Genomic DNA, 18,695 nt, shown 5'->3' on the forward strand with positions numbered 1-18,695 from the left:
CCGCCGCCCGGACGCCCATGCCGCTGACGACCCTCTCCACCGCCGCCTCCGCCCTCGCCCAGCTGGGCGACGTGCACGCCCACTTCCAGCCGATCGTCGACCTGACGACCGGTCGGGCGGTCGCCTACGAGGCCCTGGCCCGCTTCAGCTCGGGGTCCCGTCCCGACGTCGCGTTCGCCCTCGCTCGCGAGCACGGCGTCGGCCCTGAGCTGGAGGCGGCGGCCCTGGACGCGGCGTTCCGCGACCGCGACGGCGGCGACGACCCCGACGTGCCGATCTCGGTCAACGTCAGCGCCTCCGCGCTCGACCATCCCGACGTGCGTCGCGCGCTGCCGCGCGATCTCTCGAACGTCATCGTCGAGATCACCGAGAACGAGCTGGTCACCACCGAGTCGGCGATCGCCGAGTCGCTGGCCGCGCTGCGCGCCCGCGGCGCGCGCGTCGCGGTCGACGACGCCGGCGCGGGCTACGCGAGCCTGCGCCAGGTGCTCGCGCTGGCGCCCGACATCATCAAGCTGGACCGCACGCTGGTCGCCGGCGTCGATCGCGACCCGGCCAAGGCCGCGCTCGTCCGCGCGCTGGTCGCGCTCGGCCGCGACCTCGACGCGCGCGTCTGCGCCGAGGGCATCGAGGAGCTCGGCGAGCTGCTCGCGCTCGCCGACCTCGACGTCGCGCTCGGCCAGGGCTTCCACCTCGCCCCGCCCGGGCCCGGCCGTCCGGCCGTCGACCCGCTGGCCGCCACCGCCGCCCGCTACAGCCAGAGCGCCGCGTTGCGGCCCGCCGACCCGCTGGGCATGGACATCGACGCGGTCGCCCAGGCGCTGGCCGACGCCACCACCGACGACGACTTCGAGGACGCGATCGCGGGCCTGCAGGGCCTGCTCGGCGTCGACGACGTCTACGTCTCGCGCGTCGTCGAGGGCGACGACGGCCCGATGGTCCTGGCCACCGCGGGGCGCCTCTGGCGCGAGGAGCCGGTCCACCGCCTCGCCGACTTCCCCGCCACCGCCGCCGCGCTGGACACCGGCGAGGCCGTGCAGGTCCTCGTCGGCGACCACCTCGACGACCCGTCCGAGCGCGCGCTGATGGAGCGCCAGGGCTTCGGGAGCATGTTGATGGTCCCGCTGCGCTGCCGCGGCCGGGCGGTCGGCATCCTGGAGATCTACCGCCACGAGCGCCACGCCTGGTCGCGCCGGCACATCGTCCGGGCGCGCACGGTCGCCGCGCCGCTCGCGCTGGCGCTCGCCCGGGTCGACGATCCGCCGCGCCACTAGGAGGCGCTGACCGTCGACAGGAGCCACAGGCCCAGCGACGTGAAGCCCACCATGATCGCCAGCATCCAGTACTGCGACCGCACCGCCGCGCGGCCGCGGAAGAGCACGAGCGCGCGGTCGTGCGAGAGCACCAGGCCGCCGACGTGGCCGAGGATCAGCGCGGCGACCTGGACGTACCAGATCGCGTGCGAGGAGATCAGGTTGTAGTCGACGGTCGAGCGCGCGGTGCCGAGCAGGTCGGAGCCGTCGCCGAGCGGGTCGGAGACCAGCGCGGCCATCGCCTGGCCCTGGAAGACGACCAGCGAGAAGTAGTGCGCGACGACGTAGGCCAGCGCGATCGGCGCCATCGTGTGCGCGAAGCGCTCCGGGCGCACCGGCCGCCGCACCGCGTTGGCCATGCCGCGCACGCCGAGCAGGTAGGCGGCGGTGACGGCCGCCACCGCGACCAGCAGGCCGAAGGTCCCCGCCAGCTCGGTGGCCGCGTCGGGCCCGGCGCCGAGGTCGCCGAAGAAGCGCGTGACCGACGGGCCGGCCTGCTTCCAGAGGCCCATGGCCGCGCCGTCGAAGCTCGTCGTCCCGATCAGCACGCAGACGATCGCCACCGTGCCGGGCAGCGCGGGCAGGCTCGTCAGCCCGGTCAGCGGCGGGCGCACGCGCAGCGTGCGCGCCCGGACCTCCAGCGGCGCCAGGCGACCCGCGAGGCCGAAGTAGACGCCGAACGGGTCGGCGCGCTCGCACCACGTCGCGATCCCGAACAAGGCCATGCCTATGAGTTGCGTCACGGCGTAGGCGATGGCCAGCCAGGCCAGCGTCGAGGGGTCGTCGCGGTCGACGAGCACCAGCTCGACCCAGGCGAAGGCCAGCAGGCCGAGCGCCGCGGGCCGGCGCCCCAGCCACGCCGGATAGGCCAGCGGCGCGCGCCGGTCGGGCCGCCCCGCGCGTCGGACGCACCACGCCGCCGCGCGCGCGGTCGCCCGCCACGGGTTCAGCGGCGCGAAGAAGTCCCCGAAGATCGCGCTGAGCACCGGCACCGCCACCCAGAAGACGACGAAGACGAACGTCGGCAGGATGTTGGCCAGCGGCTCCTGCGTGCCGGCGAGGCCCGCGTGGACGAGGCCGACGAAGGCCGCGATCCCGACCGCGCCGGCCAGCGGCTCGACCACGCGCGGGATCCGGAGCACCGGGCGCGAGCGGACCCCCTCCAGCAGCGGCCGCTGCCACAGGACGCTCAGCGCGACGAACGACAGCACGAGCACGACGCCCGCCGCCCAGGCGAAGATCCAGCCGGGGACCGGCAGGTCGGTGCGGCCGGCCAGGCCGTGGGCGGCGGCGACCGGCGGCAGGGCCAGCGGGGCGAGCGCGAGCGACAGCGCGGCGGCCCCCGCGCGGCGGCGGCGGTGGTGTGGGCGGAGCAAGGGTCCTCCTCGGGACGGGTCGGTCAGGCGGCGATGGCGGCGGCACGGCGCGCCGGCGGCGCCCGTCCGGCCAGCCGCCGCGCGACCAGCAGCCCGCCGCCGGCCGTCGCGGCCGCGGCACGGCGCCGGGGCGCCGCGACGGCGTCCCGGTCCCGGCGGCGCCGCGTCGCGCGCCGTCGTCGGCCCCGCGCCAGCGTGGCGATCCGCTCCTCGCCGAGGTAGCGACCCGCCAGCAGCGGCACCATCACCACCAGGAACGGCAGGAGGCCCAGCGTCGTCTCGGCGTCCACGGCCATGCCCGCGCCGGCGATCGCGGCGGCCGCCAGCGAGGCGACCAGGATGCGCGCGACACGGAGGACCATGACCGCGGAGGCTAGAGCCCCGTGGCCCTGCCGCGCGGCACGCTCCCGGTCGTCGGCCCCGGCGGGGTCGACTACTATCCCGTGGCAATGCCCCGTCGAGCCGCGCGTTCGCTGCTGCTCGCCGCGCTCCTGGTGACCGCGTGGCTGCTCTGCCACGCCACGTTCGCCGAGCTCGACGTGGTCTGGCTCTCGCTGGTCCCGGTCTTCGCGCTGGTCCTGCCGCTGATGGCGGGCCGCTACGTCGGCGAGCGGACGATCGCCCGGCTGGCCGACGCCCGCCGCGCCGCGCTCCGGCCCCGCGCCGCCGCCGCGCCCCCGGCGCGCCGACCGCCCGCCGCGCACCACGGCTCCGGCGGCCTGCTGCTCGCCCGCCGCCTGGCCGGGCGCGCGCCGCCGCGCGCCCTCGCCGCGCGCTGAGCCCGCGCCTGCCCGCCGCCGCAGTCCGCCTTCCACGGCAGCACGCATCGCTGCCCCGAACCAGGGAACCCACCCACCCATATGCGTCGCCACCTCGTCCCGCCGCTCGGCGTCCTCGCCGCGCTGGCCCTCGCCGTCCCGGTCGCCTCCGCGCACCAGGGCAACCCCAACATGGAGTCGATCGTCACCGGCGTCACGCCCAAGACGCCGGGGGTCACGCTGCAGGTCCTCAACCGCGACGACCGCTTCGAGCTGACCAACCACTCCAAGCAGGACATCCTGATCTACGGCTACCAGGACGAGCCCTACGCGCGGGTCAAGGCCGACGGCACCGTCGAGCAGAACCTCAACTCGCCCGCCTACTACCTCAACAACGACCGGTACGCCAACGTCAAGGTGCCGTCCAACGCGACGTCCAAGGCGACGCCGAGCTGGAAGGTCCTGGACCGCACCGGCAGCTTCCAGTGGCACGACCACCGGATGCACTACATGGGCAAGGGGACGCCGCCGTCGGTCAAGGACAAGAGCGCGCGCCAGAAGATCCAGGACTACACGATCCCGATCTCGATCGGGTCGTCCAAGGGCGCGATCACCGGCGCCTACTGGTGGTCGCCGCAGAAGGACGGCGGCCCGCCGACGGGCGCGATCGTCGCGCTGGTCGTGCTGGTGGTGGCGGGCGGCGCCGCGATCGTCGTCACCCGCCGGCGGCGGGCGGGCGGCACGCCGACCGACGGCGAGCCGGCGGAGGCCTGGTGAGGCGCGCCCTCGCGGTCCTCGTCGCGGCGCTCGCCGCGCTGCTGGCCGGCGCCGCGGGCGCGTCGGCGCACGCGACGCTGGAGGGCAGTGTCCCCGCGCGCGGCGCGACGGTCGCCCAGGCGCCGTCGCAGGTGGTCTTCCGCTTCGACGAGGCCGTCGAGGGCAACTTCGGCGCCGTCCGGGTCTTCGACGCCAAGGGCGACCGCGTCGACCAGGGCGACGCGTTCCACCCCAACGGCATCGGCAAGCAGCTCGCCGTCCACCTCAAGCCCAACCTGGCGGACGGCACCTACACCGCGACCTACCGCGTGGTGTCGGCCGACAGCCACATCGTCTCCAGCGGCGTCGTCTTCAACGTCGGCCACGCGAGCGCCGGCGGCGGCAAGTCGGTCGAGGACCTGCTGAGCAGCTCGAAGGCCGGCACGGTCACGAGCGTCGCGTTCTCGACCGCGCGCGCGGTGCAGTACGCGGCGATCGCCGTCGGCGCGGGCGCGCTGCTGTTCCTGCTGGTCGTCTGGACCGGCGCGCTGGCGGCGGTCGGGGGCGGCGGCGACGGCTGGCGCGCGGCGTCGGAGGCGTTCGCGGCGCGGACGCGGCGGCTGCTGCTGATCGCCGCGGCGGCCGGCGTGCTGAGCGCCGCGGCCGCGCTGGCGCTCGAGGCCGCCGAGGGCGCGGGCGTCACGTTCTGGTCGGCGCTGAAGCCGCGCCTCGTCGGCGACGTGATCGGCACGCGCTTCGGCACGGTCTGGCTGATCGCCGGGCTGTGCTGGGTGCTGGTCGGCGCGCTGGTCGCGATCCGGCCGCCGGCGCCGGTCCTGCGCGCCGCGACGGTCGGCGCCACCGGCCTGGCGCTGCCGCGCATGCGCGCGGGCCGCTGGCCGGCGCTGGTGCTCGCGGTGCCGCTCGTCTACCTCATCCTGGTTCCGGCGCTGTCGGGCCACGGCTCCACGCAGGATCCCGTCGCGGTGCTGTTCCCGGCCAACGCGATCCACGTCGCGTCGGTCAGCGCGTGGGTCGGCGGGATCGCCGCGCTGCTGGTCTGCCTGCCCGCCGCCACGCGCGCGCTGGAGGCCGGCGAGCGCGGGCCGCTGCTGGCCGCGACCGTCGAGCGCTTCTCGACGATCGCGCTGGCGGGCATCGTCGGGCTGCTGATCACCGGCCTGCTGCAGGCCGTCGTGGAGATCCGCCACCTCGACCTCGTGTTCTCGACCGCCTTCGGCCGCGCGACGTTCATCAAGGTGATGGTCCTGCTCGGGATCGTCGTGCTCGGCGCGGTCAACCGGCAGCGCACGATCCCGCGCCTGCGCGCGGCGGCCGACGCCGGGCGCACCCCGGGCGCCGACGGCCTCGTCCTGCGCCGCACGCTGCGCGCCGAGGCGCTGCTGATCGTCGCCGCGCTGGCGGCGACCGGCGCGCTGGCCGGCTACGCGCCCCCGACCGCGATCGGCAGCGGCCCCTACAACACGGTCACGCACGTCGGCCCGCAGGAGCTGCAGCTGACGATCGACCCGGCGCGGGTCGGCGTCAACGAGCTGCACCTGTACCTGACCGACCCGAAGACCGGCACCCAGCTCGACACGGCCAAGGAGGTCCGGGTCGCCGCGGCGCTGCCGTCCAAGGACATCGGGGCCAGCGAGGTCGCCGCCGACAAGGCGGGCCCGGGCCACTACCTCGTGCCCGCGCTGACGCTCGGCGTGCCGGGGACGTGGACGGTGACGATCACCGTGCGCGTCAGCGCCTTCGACGAGTACACCAAGAAGCTGGAGGTCAAGATCCGATGAGCCGCTCGCCGGTCGTCGCCACCGCCGCCGCCGTGCTGGCGTGCGCCGCCGCCGTCCCCGCGGTCGCCGACGCGCACGTGACGCTCCAGCCCGACACGGCGCCCGCGGGCGCGTTCACGCTGGAGGCGGTGCGCGTCCCCAACGAGCAGGACGCCGCGGTCACCACGAAGGTCGACGTCCAGCTCCCGCACGGCTTCGCCTCCGCCTCCTACGAGGCGGTGCCCGGGTGGTCGGCCAAGATCACCAAGTCGAAGCTCGCCAAGCCGATCCAGACCGACGACGGCCCGATCGACGAGGAGGTCAGCCGGATCACGTTCACGGCCGAGAGCCGCGCCGACGGGATCCAGCCCGGCCAGTTCCGCGACTTCCCGCTGTCGGTGCAGATCCCCGGCAAGCCCGGCGACCAGCTGACGTTCAAGGCGCTGCAGACCTACAGCAACGGCCAGGTCGTCCGCTGGATCGGCCCGCCGGACGCCGACACCCCGGCGCCGCGGATCACGGTCACCAAGGCCGCCGGCGCCGCGGCGCCCGCGGCCGCCGCGACCACGACCGTCGTCAAGCAGGGCGGCGACGGCGCGTCGAAGGGCCTGGGCGTCGCCGCGCTGATCGTCGGCGTCATCGGCTGCGCGCTGGGCGCCGGCGCGCTGATGGCCCGGAGGCGGCCATGAGGCGGGCGCCGCTCGTGGCCGCCGCGGGCGCCGTGGCGCTGGCGGTCGCCGGCTGCGGGGGCGGCGGGTCGTCCACAAGGACCTCCACCGCGACGACCACCTCGTCGGCGGTCGCCACCGGCAAGCAGCTCTTCACGAGCGTCGGCTGCTCGAGCTGCCACACGCTCGCCGACGCGGGCGCCAAGGGCCAGGTCGGGCCCAACCTCGACACCCTCAGGCCGTCGGACGCGGCGGTCGTCCGCCAGGTCACCCACGGCGGCGGCGGGATGCCCGCCTTCGACGACCAGCTGTCAGCCCAGCAGATCCAGGCGGTCGCGCGCTACGTCTCGTCGGTCGCCGGCCACTGACCCAACCCCTCCACCATCAGGAGCACCATCATCATGTTCAAGCCGTCCCGTCCCGTCGCCGCGCTGGCCGTCGCCGGCGCGCTCGCGCTGGCCGCCACCGCCGCGCCCGCCTTCGCCCACGCGCCGGTCAAGTCCCGCACGCCCGCCCCGGGCACGACCCGCGGCGACGTCAAGCGCGTCGCGGTCACCTTCGGCGAGGCGGTCCTCGCCGGCAAGATCGCGGTGACCAAGGACGGCAAGGCGGTCCGCGCCACGTCCTCCGGGCTCAACGCCAAGAAGACGGTGCTCAGCGCGTCGTTCGCCAAGAAGCTCGCCGCGGGCCGGTACAAGGTCAGCTGGCGCGTCCGGGCCGACGACGGCGACAGCGAGACCGGCAGCTGGACCTTCACCGCGCGCTAGCGCCGCACGCGGTGATCCGGCGGAGGGACCGGCACGGTCCGCTTGAGCTTCGCGCCGTTCTGGGCGACGAACGTCACGGTCGCGGACTCCCCGCGGCACGTCGGCCTGTCGGTCTCGAGGATCGAGCGCCGGTCGTGCGGGAGGTCGAGGTCGAACGTCGTGTCGCCCATGAGCGGGATCGTGACGCCCGCGCCCTGCAGGACCACGAACAGCTTGGGCAGCTTCGCCTTCGCCTGCACGAGGTGGACCGGCCCCTTCAGCGGCTGGTCGAGCAGCGGCGTCCGGGCGCGCGCGCCGCCGACCTTCGACGCCGCCGGGCAGGTCAGCGCCTCGGCCTGCGCCGGCGTGCACCGCGTCCCGAGCGTCTTCAACTTGATGAGGAACGCGTACGGGAGCTTCACAGAGACCGACTTCAGGTTCGCCCCGCCCGTCGGCATCCTCAGCGCGACGTGCAGGCCGGCGCCCTTGGCCTTCGTGCTGACCTGGGCCTTGATCGCGATCTTCGGCGCGAACGTCAGGCGCGAGCAGCCGCCCATCGCGAAGCGCGACGACACCCGGCTTGTCGCGCCGGACACCGAGGTGACCGTCGCCTGCACCGCGCTGGGCGCGCAGCTCGTCGGCGGCGCCATGAAGCCCGGACGGTCGAGGATCAGCCCGACCGTCCGCAGCCGCAGCGGGATCCCGTCGAGGACCCGCGGAGCGGGGTCGGTCCGGACCGTGACGCGCGCGTCGCGCCCGACGTCGATCGCCGAGCGGATGACGACCGTGCCGAGGTCGTAGGGGCCGGCCAGCGTGTGGACGACGAGGCTGAGCCCGAACGGCGCGCCGCGGTAGCCCTGCGTGAGGTAGGCCGTGCCGGTGAGGTGGAACGGGTGCGCCCCGGCGCCCGCCACGACGACCACCTGGCCGACACGGGACTCCGGCTGGCAGGTACCCGCCGCCGCGCGGTCGGCGTCGCAGCGCGGAACCGACCCGACGTGCGCGGTCAGGCCGGGCGACAGCGTCACCGAGCTGATCGCTCCGAGCTGCTGCGTGCGGTCGTCGCGCGCGAGCGTCAGCGTGAACGGCGAGTCGCTCCCGGCCGCGCTGGTCGCCAGGCCCGCGCTGAGCACGGGCGCGAAGGGCAGCGCCGCCGGGCAGGCGCCGCCGCCGAGCGTGACCGGGACGTCGAGCTGGGTCGCCGGACGGCCCGACCACGGGTACAGCGTGGCGTGCGCGCTGGTCGTCCCGCACGCGTCGGGCGTCGCCAGGACCGCGCGCGGGCCGGCGTCGAAGTGCAGGCGGAACGCGGTGAACGGCTGCTGCGGCGTCTGGTCGAACGTCGCGGTGATCTGCCCCGTGGTCAGATCGGCCGCGATGTCCCAGGCAGCTTGAGCCGGACGCCCGAGCCCTCGGCCACCGCGAAGATCTCGTAGTGGCGGGGCGACGGCGATCCGCCGAGGTAGATCGTGCCGGCCAGCGGCTTGGCCAGCAGCGGCGTGTCGATCGCGACGCTGCCGATCTTCGACGCGTCCGGGCAGGTCGCCGGCACGGCGTCGCAGCCGGTGATGGCGGGCGCCGTCGCGGTGGCCCGGACGTAGGTGTCCGGGTCGGTCCACGAGGAGACGTCGAGCGTCGTCCGCAGCTCCGCGCCGCAGGACGTCGGGTTGCGCAGCAGCGGCACGCGCGGCACCGCGACCGGGCAGCGCGTGTCGGGCAGCGGCGTGCTCGGATCGCCGTCGTCGGTGGTGTTGGTCAGCAGGCAGCCGCCGCGCTGCCCGTCGTGCGACGCGTCGGCCGGGATGCCCCAGAGCGTCATCGACTGCGCGAAGATCCGCGCGGGCTGGTTGATCCCCGTCAGCTGCGCGGTCAGGCCGGCGTCGCCCTCGGTCCGCACGCGGAAGCCGATCGGGACGTTCGGGATGCTCACCGAGAAGCCGAACACGGCGGGCTGGTCGCCCGGCGGCGCGATGTCGTAGACGGGGTACCACTCGTCCCCGACCAGGCCGCCGAAGCCGAGGTCGACCTTGAGCCGGACGACGCCGACCTGGGTCTCGGGATCGCAGCCCGCGCCGAAGCCGCCCTGGCCGAAGCTCGACTCCGGGCACTGCGGGATGTGGGTCGGGTCGCCGATGAGGCCGGGGGGCAGCGCCAGCCGGACGTTGCGCAGGGTCGGCGTAGATCGGGTCGTCGTCGGTGCCGATGTTGGGCGGCATCGGATCGTCGGCCGGCGCGTCGATGGTGTTGAGGGCGAAGCTCGTCGTGAGGTCGGGGTGCCCGCCCGCCTGCGTGGTCGTCAACGTCATCGTGAAGTCGTGCGGGCCGAACGGCAGGCTCGCCGCCTGGGCGGGCGCCGCGCCGGCGGCGACGAGCACCGCGGCGGGCAGCGCGAGGGCGAGCGCGGCCACGGCGGCGCGCGCGGTGCGGAGGACGTGGCTCATCGGGCGGCCTTCTTCTTGGTGGTCTTGGTCGCGTGCCTGAGCACGAGCGTCGTGCGGGAGACGCGCGGGCTGTCGCCGCAGGCGATCGCCAGGCGGACGGTGAGGCGCCCGCTGCGCGCGAGCGCCCTTGCGCGCGACCGAGGTCGGCCGCACGGTCAGCGTCACGCTCCCGGCGCCGAACCGGTGCGTGCGACCGGAGGCGACCGTCCGGCGCTTCTTGCCCACCTGGCCGCGGCCGGTGGCCGTCAGCACGGCGGTGTCGCTGACGCGCACGCGGACGGCCAGCGTGCCGGTGCGCGCGAAGCGGCGCCGGGCGGCGGCGCCGATCGACGACACCTTGAACGTCGGCGCCTTCAGGTGGGCGCTGCCCGGCGCCTGGTCGTCCGCCGTCGTCGTGCCGGACGCGGGCGGTCCGGGCGGGGTCGGCGACTCGGAGCCGCGGCAGGCGACGCCCGCGCACGGGGCGGGCGCCTCCGGGAAGCCGCCGCCGACGCGAACGGCGTACATGTCGGTGTTGCCGCCGTCGACGTCGGCGGGCACGAGGCCGTCGCGCGTGAGCACGAAGACCGTGTCGCCGTCGGCGCTGTTGTCGATGAAGTGCGTGTCGGTCGCGGTCCCCGGCGTCACGAGGCGCGGGCCGTCGGGGCCCAGCTCGTAGACGTCGGACCGGTCGTCGTCCTGGGCGACGAGCGCCTGGGGCGTCTCTCGAAGAACAGGCGGCCGTCGGTCGTGAAGTTTCGCGGCGCGGTCGGGATCGAGCTCTCGGGGTTGTGCAGCGACGCCATGCCCGCCGCGGGCACGCCGACCGGCGGGCAGGACGCGCAGATGACCTTCCGGGTGGCGTCGTCGTAGACGTACACCTGCTGGACGCCGCCACTTTCGTAGTCGGTGAGGTCGGCCACGCTGCCGAAGGCCAGCCGGAGGCCGTCGGGCGAGACGGCGACCAGGTTGTAGTTCTCGCCGTGGTTCCAGAGCGTGGAGTCGCCGGGGTCGACCGCGCCGACGAGGTGCAGGTCGCTGCCGTCGGTGCGGGCGACCCAGAGGGTCCGCGCCGGTGGGGCCGCCCACGCCGCCGATGGCGGTGCCGGTCTCGAAGTAGACGCGCGCCCCGTCGGGCGTGGTCTTCATGTCGTTGATGTCCGACGACGGCGTGTCGGCGAGCAGGCGCAGGCGGCCGTCGCGCAGGTTGTAGCCGTAGAGCCCGCCGCCCGAGGAGGCGTCGTCGGTCAGCGCCGCGGGGCTGGTGAAGGTGACGACGACGTGGCCGTCGTCGGCGGCGCCCTCGAACTGCGCGAAGCCGGACGGCTCGCCCTCGTGGCCGGCCCGCTGGAAGGCCGAGACCATCACGGTGCGGGTGCCGTCGACGCGGACGTAGAGCTCGCCGTCGACGGTGAAGAAGACGTGCGAGCCGTCGGCCGACACCGCGCGGCGGTTGGGCGCGATCGCGAACCAGGTCGCGCCGCGCCCGGCGCCGAGGCGCGCGTTGGCCGTCGCCGGCGCGCCGCCGACGACCGAGACCAGGCGCGTCGCGCCGTCGACGATCTCGTAGACTTGGTCGGTCCCGCCGGGCACGTCCGGGAGGATCTGCTTGTAGGACTCGAAGACGACGTGGCGGCCGTCGTCGGAGCGCCCGCCGTAGAGCGAGTCGCCGTCCGCCGCCGGGTCGACGCCGCGCGAATGCCACGTCACCCGGCCGCCGACCGTGCTCGCGTAGACGTCGGCGGACGCGTTGGCGTCCTCGGGACCAGCGGCTTGCTGGGAACAGCGGGACGACCCACATCGTCCGCAGGTCGGCCGAGAAGTCCTGCGGCCCGGGCGACGAGGACAGCGACGTGTCGACCGCGTCGGTCTGCGTCGGTCTGCGTCGGTCTGCGTCGGCGACAGCGTCGACGTCGTCCATTCCGTCGCGGTGCGCTCGCTGCGGTAGAACGCCGTGAAGTTGACGCTCGGCGCGCCGCCGAACGTCCCGTAGCTGTTGTAGACGATCGCGACAGCGCGAAGGCGCCGCCGGGACAGACAGCGCGAATGGAGCCTGAGCAACTCTTCCTCCTGCTGGACGGGGAGCTCCGGACGACCGTAAGGGGATCGCCGAAACGGAACGACGCCGTACCGTAAACCTAGACGTTCCTGTTTGGCAGGTGCGAGGCGCAGATTTCTCCCAGGCGCCTCACGGGCGTCCCCAGATGGCCGCCCGGTGGGCCGGCCGCGCGCGTCGCCTCAGGACCGGGCGGCGACCTTCGCCGCCCGGATCTTCGCCCGCACCTGCTGGCCGACCTTCGCGCCGCCGGCCTTGACCGTCACGGTGAACGCCACGGTCGCGGTGCGGCCTCGGAGCCGGCTCAGCGCGGCCTTCGGCAGCGCGATGCGGATCGTCGCCTTCCGGCCGGCGGCGAGGCGCTTGGGCGCGGCGATCGTGATGGTGTAGGACTTGCCCGCGATCCTGATCTTCGCCTTGCTCGGAGCGGTCAGCGCGCAGGTGGTCTTGGCCGCGCAGGTCACGGTCGCCACGGTGGCGGTGCGGGTCGTGCCCAGCGTGTGCACGGCCGTGCCGATCGAGAACCGCGCCGGACGCGCCGTGAGCCGGGTCCCCTCGCCGGCGATCGGGACCGGCGTGACGCCCGGGTCGATCGTGGACGCGGGCGGCGCGACCGGCGCGACCGGCGACGCCGGGACGATCGGCTGCTCGATCACGGGGGTCTCGGGCGCCGAGTCGTCGGCCTGCGGCGTGCCGAAGCGCAGCGCCATCGACACCGGGTCGAACGGCTCGCCGGCCGGGTAGCTGCCGAACGCCTCGGCGCCCTCGGCGGTGAGCTTCGTGGTCGCGTCGCTCCAGCTCAGGCCGACGTCGCCGTCGGGCGTCGGTCCGGCCTGGTCGAGGTCGACGGTGGCGATCGGGACGGCGACGCGCGTCACCGGCTCCGGGTGCTCCATGGTCGCCCCGACGACGTCGGCGTAGATCGTGCCGGTCGTGCCCTGCGCGACGAGCCGCAGGCGCGAGAACGTGGTGTCGAGCTGCGGCGTGGCGTCGCCGGGCACGTGGTGGGCGTGGCCCCAAAACCGCACGGTCCCGCCGAGGCGCACCTCGAGCCGGCCGGTGGTCGGGTCATAGCCCTGGCCGAGCACCGGGAAGCGCAACGCCCGCGAGCCCTCCCCCGCGCCCGGGCACAGGCTGCCCGTGGCCTCGGTGCCGGGCACGCGCGTGACGCCACCGCTGACGTCGATGCCGCCGCGGGCGACCGACCCCACGACGTAGCAGCGCCAGCGGTTGGCGAAGCCCCAGTCGAACGTGCCGGAGCCGAACGTCACCGGCTCGGTGACCGGCGCCCTGACCGTGAGCGTCGCGGCGCGCGTCGTGGCGGTGCCGACCGCGTTGCGGACCAGCGCGCGGAACCGCGTGCCGTCCATGTCGCGGTTGACGGCCCTGACCGTGAGCTTGTTGTCGTCGACGGCGACGTCCCCGTCCGCGGCGTCGACCGCCTGCCAGAAGCCGCCGACGCGGCGCTGCCAGGTGATCTCCGGCGTGGGCGAGCCGTTGGCCAGCACGTCGAAGGTCACGTCGTCGCCCTCGACGCCGCCGCGGTCGACGACATCGTAGGTGACCGTCGGGCGGTAGCGGACCTCGAGCCTGGCCGGGTCGGTCGCCAGCTCGCCCGCGGCGTTCTTGGCGACCGCGCGGTAGGCCGCGCCGTTGTCGGCGGCCGCCGCCTGGACGGTCAGCGACGCGCCGACCTGGCCGGCGAGATCGGCGAAGCGTCCCGAGCCGGGGGCGCGGCGCTGCCAGCGCAGCTCGGGCGCCGGCGTGCCGGTGCTCGCCGCCGTGAACGTGACCGCGCCGGCGGCGCCCGGCTCGACGGTCACGGACGCGTCATCGGGCTGCGCCGTCACGCTCGGCGCGTAGCCGAGGTGCGCGAACGTCGCGATGCCGGTGTCCACGCCGAAGATCCCGGCCGGGCTGCCGGCGCTGGAGGTGAACCACAGCGTCTGGTCGCCGAGCACGCCGATGTCGCGGATGGCGTTGACCGTGTTGACGATCGTGGGCTTGAGGTCGGCGACGACGCGGCCGTCGCGCACGGCCATCAACCGCTGGGCCTTGCTGTCGTTCTGCCAGACCGTGCCGTCGACCGGATCCATCGCGTAGGCGGCGAGGAACGTGACGGGCATCTCGCCGATCCGCGCGTCGGGCTCCAGGACGCCGTCGGCGTAGCCGTAGTGCAGGACCTTGGTCGGGAGCGCGCCGCTGCCGGCCGTCACGAGCGCCAGGTGGCGCTCGCTGACGAACGCGGACCGCCACCCCTTCAGCCCCGAGAAGGTGGTCCACGGCACGGCGGAGCCGGGCACGTCGGCGACGGTCGCGGTGTCCGTGCCGTCGTCGAGCGTCACGCGCGGCAGGGCGATCGTGGCCGGCGGCGTCGCGCCGTCCTGACCGGCGATCGGCTGGCGCAGGTCCACGAACGAGCCGTCGGGCAACACCTTCAACTCGCCCGCGTACCAGTCGGCGTTGAACCCGGCCGGGCCGTCCGGGAGCGCGTAGGTGCGCTCGGCGAACGCCTCGTCGTCGCCGCGCGTGAAGGTGTGGACGGTCCAGCGGTAGTGCTCGTAGTCGGCCTCGGCGACGTCGTCGGGGCGCTCGCGGACGAGCTGGATCAGGCGGCCGCGCCGCGCGTCCCACCCGTTGGCGCGGGCGCGGGCGTTGTCGACGATCGTGAACGGATGCGCCAGCGCGCGCCGCTCGTAGCCGGTCTGGCGTCTGAAGCTCAGCGCCGTGTCGACCGCGCCGTTGCGCACCGACTGGTAGTACAACGTGCTCGTCTTGGGGTCGTTGACGATCGCGTTCTGCATCTCGGTGGTCAGCGGGATCGGGTCCTCGACGTTCCGGCCGGCGACCAGGTCGAAGGCCTGCGTGACGGTGGCGCCGGCCTCCGTGCGGGCGGTGTGGTGGACCAGCCCGTTGGCCTCGTCCTTCCACCAGTCCTTCCAGGCGTTGGTCTCGCCGTAGGTCTCGTTGGTGGCCTGGGCGACGCCGGTCCCGCCGGGGATCGACCAGCGCTCGGCGAAGTCCGGCGCGCCGCCGGGGCCGACGTAGGTGAGCGAGACGGGGTCGACGGAGACGCCGGCCTCGTACATCGTGGGCATCTGGTCGCTCCACGCGACCGGGAGCTTGGTCCAGGTCGTCCGGTCGCCGGCGACGGTCGGCGTGCCCGCCGACGCGTCGACCTCCCCGATGACGATGCGGCCGTAGTCGATCATCTCCCACGTCGCCAGCAGCCGCGACACGACCTCCACGGTGAGCACCGAGCGGTCGCGGCCGATCGTCAGCTCGGGGTCCTTGAACGTGACGTCGAGCTGGAAGATGTCGCGCGAGCCGGTCCAGCCCGGCGGCACCGGCATGTGCTGCTCGAGCATCCACGGATGGCCCTGCCAGTGGACCGAGCCGCTGCCGCGCACGACCGTCGTGCGCGCGTCGGGGTCGTAGGTCCCCGACGCGATCGGGAAGTTGTAGGCCCCGTCCTCGCCCTGGGTCACCCCCGGGGACATCGTCCCGCCGCCGATGTAGGTGCGCCACGTGCCCTTCACGCCCCAGGACAGCGTGCCCTCGGCGATCGGGACCGGCTCCGCGGCCCGCGCGGACCCGGGCGTCGCGACGAACCACAAGCACGACATCAGCGCGGCGCCGAGCAGCGCGATGGACGGACGAGACGGACGAGACGGACGAGCGCAGCGCAACAGGGACGGCATGCCGACGGGACCTCGCGGGATGAGTTGGGAGAGCGCCGGAGTTAGGGTGCCCTAACACCGGGAGTCGCGACTCTAGCGGCCGGCCGGCCACGATGCGTCGCGGATGCGACCGAGCCCTCGACCGCCGCCCGGCCGCATGTGCCCCAACAACGAGAAAGCCCCGCTCGGAGGCGGGGCACAGGACCTACATCTTGGCTTGGGGATCGGGGCCGGCGCGCGACTCCCCGCCCCTCAAGAGTATCCCCACCAGGGGGCCTTGTTTCAAGCCCCCGGGCATGCCCCATAATCGCCCGCCGCACAGCGACGACGGGAGCGACACGATGGGCAGCGGGCAACACATGGTGATTGGGTTGGACGAGGTCGACGAGCGGCAGGTGGCGCTCGTCGGCGGCAAGGGCGCGGGCCTGGGAGCGCTGGCCCGGATCGACGGCATCGAGGTGCCGCCGGGCTTCTGCGTGACGACCGACGCCTTCCGGCAGGCCAGGGCGCGGATCCCGGAGATCGGCCGCCGGCTCGACGAGCTGGCGCGCCTGGGCGCCGACGATCGCGACGCGATCCGCGTCCACGGCGCGGCGCTGCGGACGGCGCTGGAGCGCGTCGCGATCCCCGACGCCGTCGCGGCGGCGATCGTCGCCGCACTGGCGCGCCTGGGCGAGGACGCGGCCTACGCGGTGCGCTCCAGCGCGACCGCCGAGGACACGCCGACGGCCTCGTTCGCCGGCCAGCACGACTCCTACCTCGACGTCGTCGGGCGGGACGCCGTCCTCGAGCACGTCCGCCGGGCGTGGGGCTCGCTGTTCACCGAGCGGGCGATCGCCTACCGCCTGCGCAACGGGATCGACCACCGCGCGGTCGACATGGCGGTCGTCGTGCAGCGGATGGTCGACGCGCGGGCCGCCGGCGTCCTCTTCACCGCCGATCCGGTGACCGGCAACCGCCGGGTCGCCGCGGTCGAGGCGGTCGCGGGCCTCGGCGAGGCGCTCGTCTCCGGCGCGGCCGACCCGGACCGCTTCGCGGTGCGCGACGACGCGGTCGTCGCCCGCGCCGCGCGGCAGGACCGACCGGTGCTGACCGACGCGCAGGCGCTCGCGCTCACGCGGCTGGGCCGGACGATCGAGGCGCGCCTCGGCCGCCCGCAGGACATCGAGTGGTGTCTGGCCGACGACGGGTTCGCGTTCGTCCAGAGCCGGCCGATCACGACGCTGTTCCCGATCCCCACGGCCCCCGACGCGTCGCCCCGCGTCTACGTCTCCGTCGGCCACGGGCAGATGATGACCGACGCCATGGCGCCGCTGGGCCTCTCGGTCTTCCAGCTCACGGCCAAGCCCGTCATGCACGAGGCCGGCAGCCGGCTGTTCGTGGAGGTCACCGACCGCCTGGCCTCCCCCGCGACGGCCGCGGCCACGGTGGCGGCGCTCGGACGCTCCGATCCGCTGATCGGTGACGCGCTGCGGACGGTCGTCGACCGCGGCTTCGTGCCGACGATCGCCGACGACGACAGCGACGACGGCCCGGCGCACCGTTCGCCCGGCCCGCCGCCCGCGCTCCCGGAGCCCGATCCGGCGCTCATCGCCGAGCTGGTGGCCGGCGCCGAGGCGTCGCTGGCCGACCTCGCGCGCGCCGTCGCGCCGCTGTCGGGCCCCGCGGTGCTCGACCTCATCCGCGACGACATCGTCGAGCTGCGGCGCGTGACGTTCGACCCGCGTGGCATCCCGCTGATCCTGGCGGGCATGGAGGCGGCCTGGTGGCTGAGCGAGCACCTCGGGTCCTGGCTGGGCGACAGGGGCGCGGCCGACACGCTCGCCCAGTCGGTGCCCGGCGACGTCACCGCCGAGATGGGGCTCGCGCTGCTGGACGTCGCCGACGCGATCCGCCCCCATCCCGAGGTGGTGGCCTTCCTGCGGGAGACCGAGGACGAGAACTTCCTCGCCGCGCTGCCCACGCTGCCCGGGGGACCCGAGGCGCGGGCGGCGATCGAGGCCTTCCTCGACCGGTACGGGATGCGCTGCGTCGGCGAGATCGACCTCACGCGGCCGCGCTGGAGCGAGCGCCCCCGCGCGCTCGTGCCGCTGATCCTGGGCAACATCGGGAACTTCGCGCCCGGCGAGGGCGCGCGGCGCTTCGAGCGGGGACGCCAGGAGGCCGCCGACAAGGAGCGGGAGGTGCTCGAGCGCCTGCGCGCGCTGCCCGACGGAGCGCGCAAGGCCGACGAGGCCAAGCGGATGATCGATCGCGTCCGGACGCTCAGCGGCTACCGCGAGTACCCGAAGTACCACATCATCTGCCGCTACTTCATCTACAAGAACGCCCTGCTGGCCGAGGCGCGCCGGCTCGTCGCCGCCGGCGTGCTCCACGAGGCCGACGAGGCGTTCTTCCTGACGTTCCAGGAGCTTCGCGAGGCCGCGCGCACGCACGCCGTCGACCACGCGCTGACCGCCCGCCGCCGGCGGGCGCTGACCGCCGACGCGACGCTGACCCCGCCGCGCGTGCTGACCTCCGAGGGCGAGGCGATCGCCGGGTCCTACCGGCGCGACGACCTGCCCGACGGCGCGCTGGTCGGCCTGCCGGTCTCGGCGGGCACCGTCGAGGGCCGCGCCCGCGTGATCAGGGACATGGCCGACGCCGAGGTGCGCCCCGGCGACATCCTCGTCACCGCGCACACCGACCCGAGCTGGTCGCCGCTGTTCGTCGCGGTCGCGGGCCTGGTGACCGAGGTCGGGGGCCGGATGACCCACGGCGCCGTGATCGCCCGCGAGTACGGGCTGCCCGCGGTCGTCGGCCTCGACCGGGCGACCGAGCTCATCCGCGACGGCCAGCGGATCCGCGTGCACGGGACCGACGGCTACGTCGAGCTGCTGTCCTGAGCGGCTGCCCCGCCGCCGTGGGCGGCGGCGGGGCATCGCCCTTGGGGTGTGTGGGTCCTACTTCTTCTTGGTCTTGATCGTCACCGTCTTGGTGACGCGCTGGGCCTTGTTCGCGCCCTTGGGGGTGAACGTGGCGGTCAGCTTGACCGTCAGCTTGCCCTTGCGGGCCAGCGTCTTGCGCGCGGTCGCGGTGAGCCGGGCGGTCAGCGAGGCGCCGTGGGCGCTGGCGATCGTCCGGGACACGGCGGTCACGCCG

At 74.9% G+C, this 18,695-nt stretch carries 16 protein-coding genes; 10 read left to right on the top strand and 6 right to left on the bottom strand.

The window, feature by feature from the left end; genetic code table 11:
- The first annotated feature begins 17 nt into the window (after positions 1–17).
- Positions 18–1,274, top strand: a complete 1,257-nt coding sequence (locus tag VFG42_RS26090; RefSeq protein WP_324911779.1) for an EAL domain-containing protein — start codon at positions 18–20, stop codon at positions 1,272–1,274.
- Here VFG42_RS26090 and VFG42_RS26095 read toward each other — a convergent pair.
- Both VFG42_RS26095 and VFG42_RS26100 read right to left on the bottom strand, forming a co-directional pair.
- Positions 1,271–2,689, bottom strand: coding sequence for a fenitrothion hydrolase (locus VFG42_RS26095; protein ID WP_324911780.1), 1,419 nt, complete (start codon positions 2,687–2,689; stop codon positions 1,271–1,273). The two genes, VFG42_RS26090 and VFG42_RS26095, sit on opposite strands and share 4 nt — an antisense overlap.
- A 23-nt stretch (positions 2,690–2,712) precedes the next feature.
- On the bottom strand, positions 2,713–3,051 hold the full coding sequence (locus VFG42_RS26100) for a hypothetical protein (RefSeq protein ID WP_324911781.1): 339 nt from the start codon (positions 3,049–3,051) through the stop codon (positions 2,713–2,715).
- 87 nt (positions 3,052–3,138) lie between these two features.
- Between VFG42_RS26100 and VFG42_RS26105 the strand changes: the two genes are divergently transcribed.
- From VFG42_RS26105 to VFG42_RS26130, 6 genes are all read left to right on the top strand, one after another.
- Entirely contained in the window at positions 3,139–3,468 is a 330-nt protein-coding gene (locus VFG42_RS26105) for a hypothetical protein (RefSeq protein ID WP_324911782.1), read from the top strand.
- A gap of 81 nt (positions 3,469–3,549) precedes the next feature.
- On the top strand, positions 3,550–4,224 hold the full coding sequence (locus VFG42_RS26110) for a hypothetical protein (RefSeq protein ID WP_324911783.1): 675 nt from the start codon (positions 3,550–3,552) through the stop codon (positions 4,222–4,224).
- Positions 4,221–6,005, top strand: a complete 1,785-nt coding sequence (locus VFG42_RS26115) for a copper resistance CopC/CopD family protein (protein ID WP_324911784.1) — start codon at positions 4,221–4,223, stop codon at positions 6,003–6,005. The genes VFG42_RS26110 and VFG42_RS26115 overlap by 4 nt, the downstream gene beginning before the upstream one ends.
- The gene (locus tag VFG42_RS26120) at positions 6,002–6,673 is read left to right on the top strand and encodes a YcnI family protein (protein WP_324911785.1); all 672 of its coding nucleotides are present in this window, start codon (positions 6,002–6,004) and stop codon (positions 6,671–6,673) included. Before VFG42_RS26115 ends, VFG42_RS26120 begins: the two co-directional genes overlap by 4 nt.
- Positions 6,670–7,020, top strand: coding sequence for a cytochrome c (locus tag VFG42_RS26125; RefSeq protein WP_324911786.1), 351 nt, complete (start codon positions 6,670–6,672; stop codon positions 7,018–7,020). Before VFG42_RS26120 ends, VFG42_RS26125 begins: the two co-directional genes overlap by 4 nt.
- A 33-nt stretch (positions 7,021–7,053) precedes the next feature.
- Positions 7,054–7,419 carry a copper resistance CopC family protein gene (locus VFG42_RS26130; RefSeq protein ID WP_324911787.1) on the top strand — a complete coding sequence of 122 codons (366 nt, stop codon included), beginning with the start codon at positions 7,054–7,056 and terminating at the stop codon, positions 7,417–7,419.
- Here the strand turns inward: VFG42_RS26130 and VFG42_RS26135 are convergent.
- A complete protein-coding gene (locus tag VFG42_RS26135) occupies positions 7,416–8,531 on the bottom strand; it encodes a hypothetical protein (RefSeq protein ID WP_324911788.1) in 1,116 nt (371 codons plus the stop codon). The two genes, VFG42_RS26130 and VFG42_RS26135, sit on opposite strands and share 4 nt — an antisense overlap.
- Positions 8,532–8,761: 230 nt before the next feature.
- Positions 8,762–9,328 (bottom strand): hypothetical protein, encoded by a 567-nt coding sequence (locus tag VFG42_RS26140; RefSeq protein WP_324911789.1) that lies wholly within the window; start codon positions 9,326–9,328, stop codon positions 8,762–8,764.
- Positions 9,329–9,425: 97 nt separating this feature from the next.
- Here VFG42_RS26140 and VFG42_RS26145 point away from each other — a divergent pair, with 97 nt between their 5' ends.
- Both VFG42_RS26145 and VFG42_RS26150 read left to right on the top strand, forming a co-directional pair.
- Positions 9,426–10,691 (top strand): hypothetical protein, encoded by a 1,266-nt coding sequence (locus VFG42_RS26145; RefSeq protein WP_324911790.1) that lies wholly within the window; start codon positions 9,426–9,428, stop codon positions 10,689–10,691.
- 538 nt (positions 10,692–11,229) lie between these two features.
- Positions 11,230–11,388 carry a hypothetical protein gene (locus VFG42_RS26150; RefSeq protein WP_324911791.1) on the top strand — a complete coding sequence of 53 codons (159 nt, stop codon included), beginning with the start codon at positions 11,230–11,232 and terminating at the stop codon, positions 11,386–11,388.
- Positions 11,389–12,056: 668 nt separating this feature from the next.
- Here VFG42_RS26150 and VFG42_RS26155 read toward each other — a convergent pair.
- A complete protein-coding gene (locus tag VFG42_RS26155) occupies positions 12,057–15,500 on the bottom strand; it encodes an HtaA domain-containing protein (protein WP_324911792.1) in 3,444 nt (1,147 codons plus the stop codon).
- Between the two features lie 413 nt (positions 15,501–15,913).
- Here VFG42_RS26155 and VFG42_RS26160 point away from each other — a divergent pair, with 413 nt between their 5' ends.
- Complete coding sequence (locus VFG42_RS26160) at positions 15,914–18,439, top strand: phosphoenolpyruvate synthase (protein ID WP_324911793.1); 2,526 nt, start codon at positions 15,914–15,916, stop codon at positions 18,437–18,439.
- Between the two features lie 57 nt (positions 18,440–18,496).
- Here VFG42_RS26160 and VFG42_RS26165 read toward each other — a convergent pair.
- The coding region (locus VFG42_RS26165) for a hypothetical protein (protein ID WP_324911794.1) at positions 18,497–18,695 on the bottom strand (199 nt) is incomplete at its 5' end.

It is taken from the genome of Baekduia sp., from assembly GCF_035685985.1.
Classification (GTDB): Bacteria; Actinomycetota; Thermoleophilia; order Solirubrobacterales; family Solirubrobacteraceae; genus Baekduia.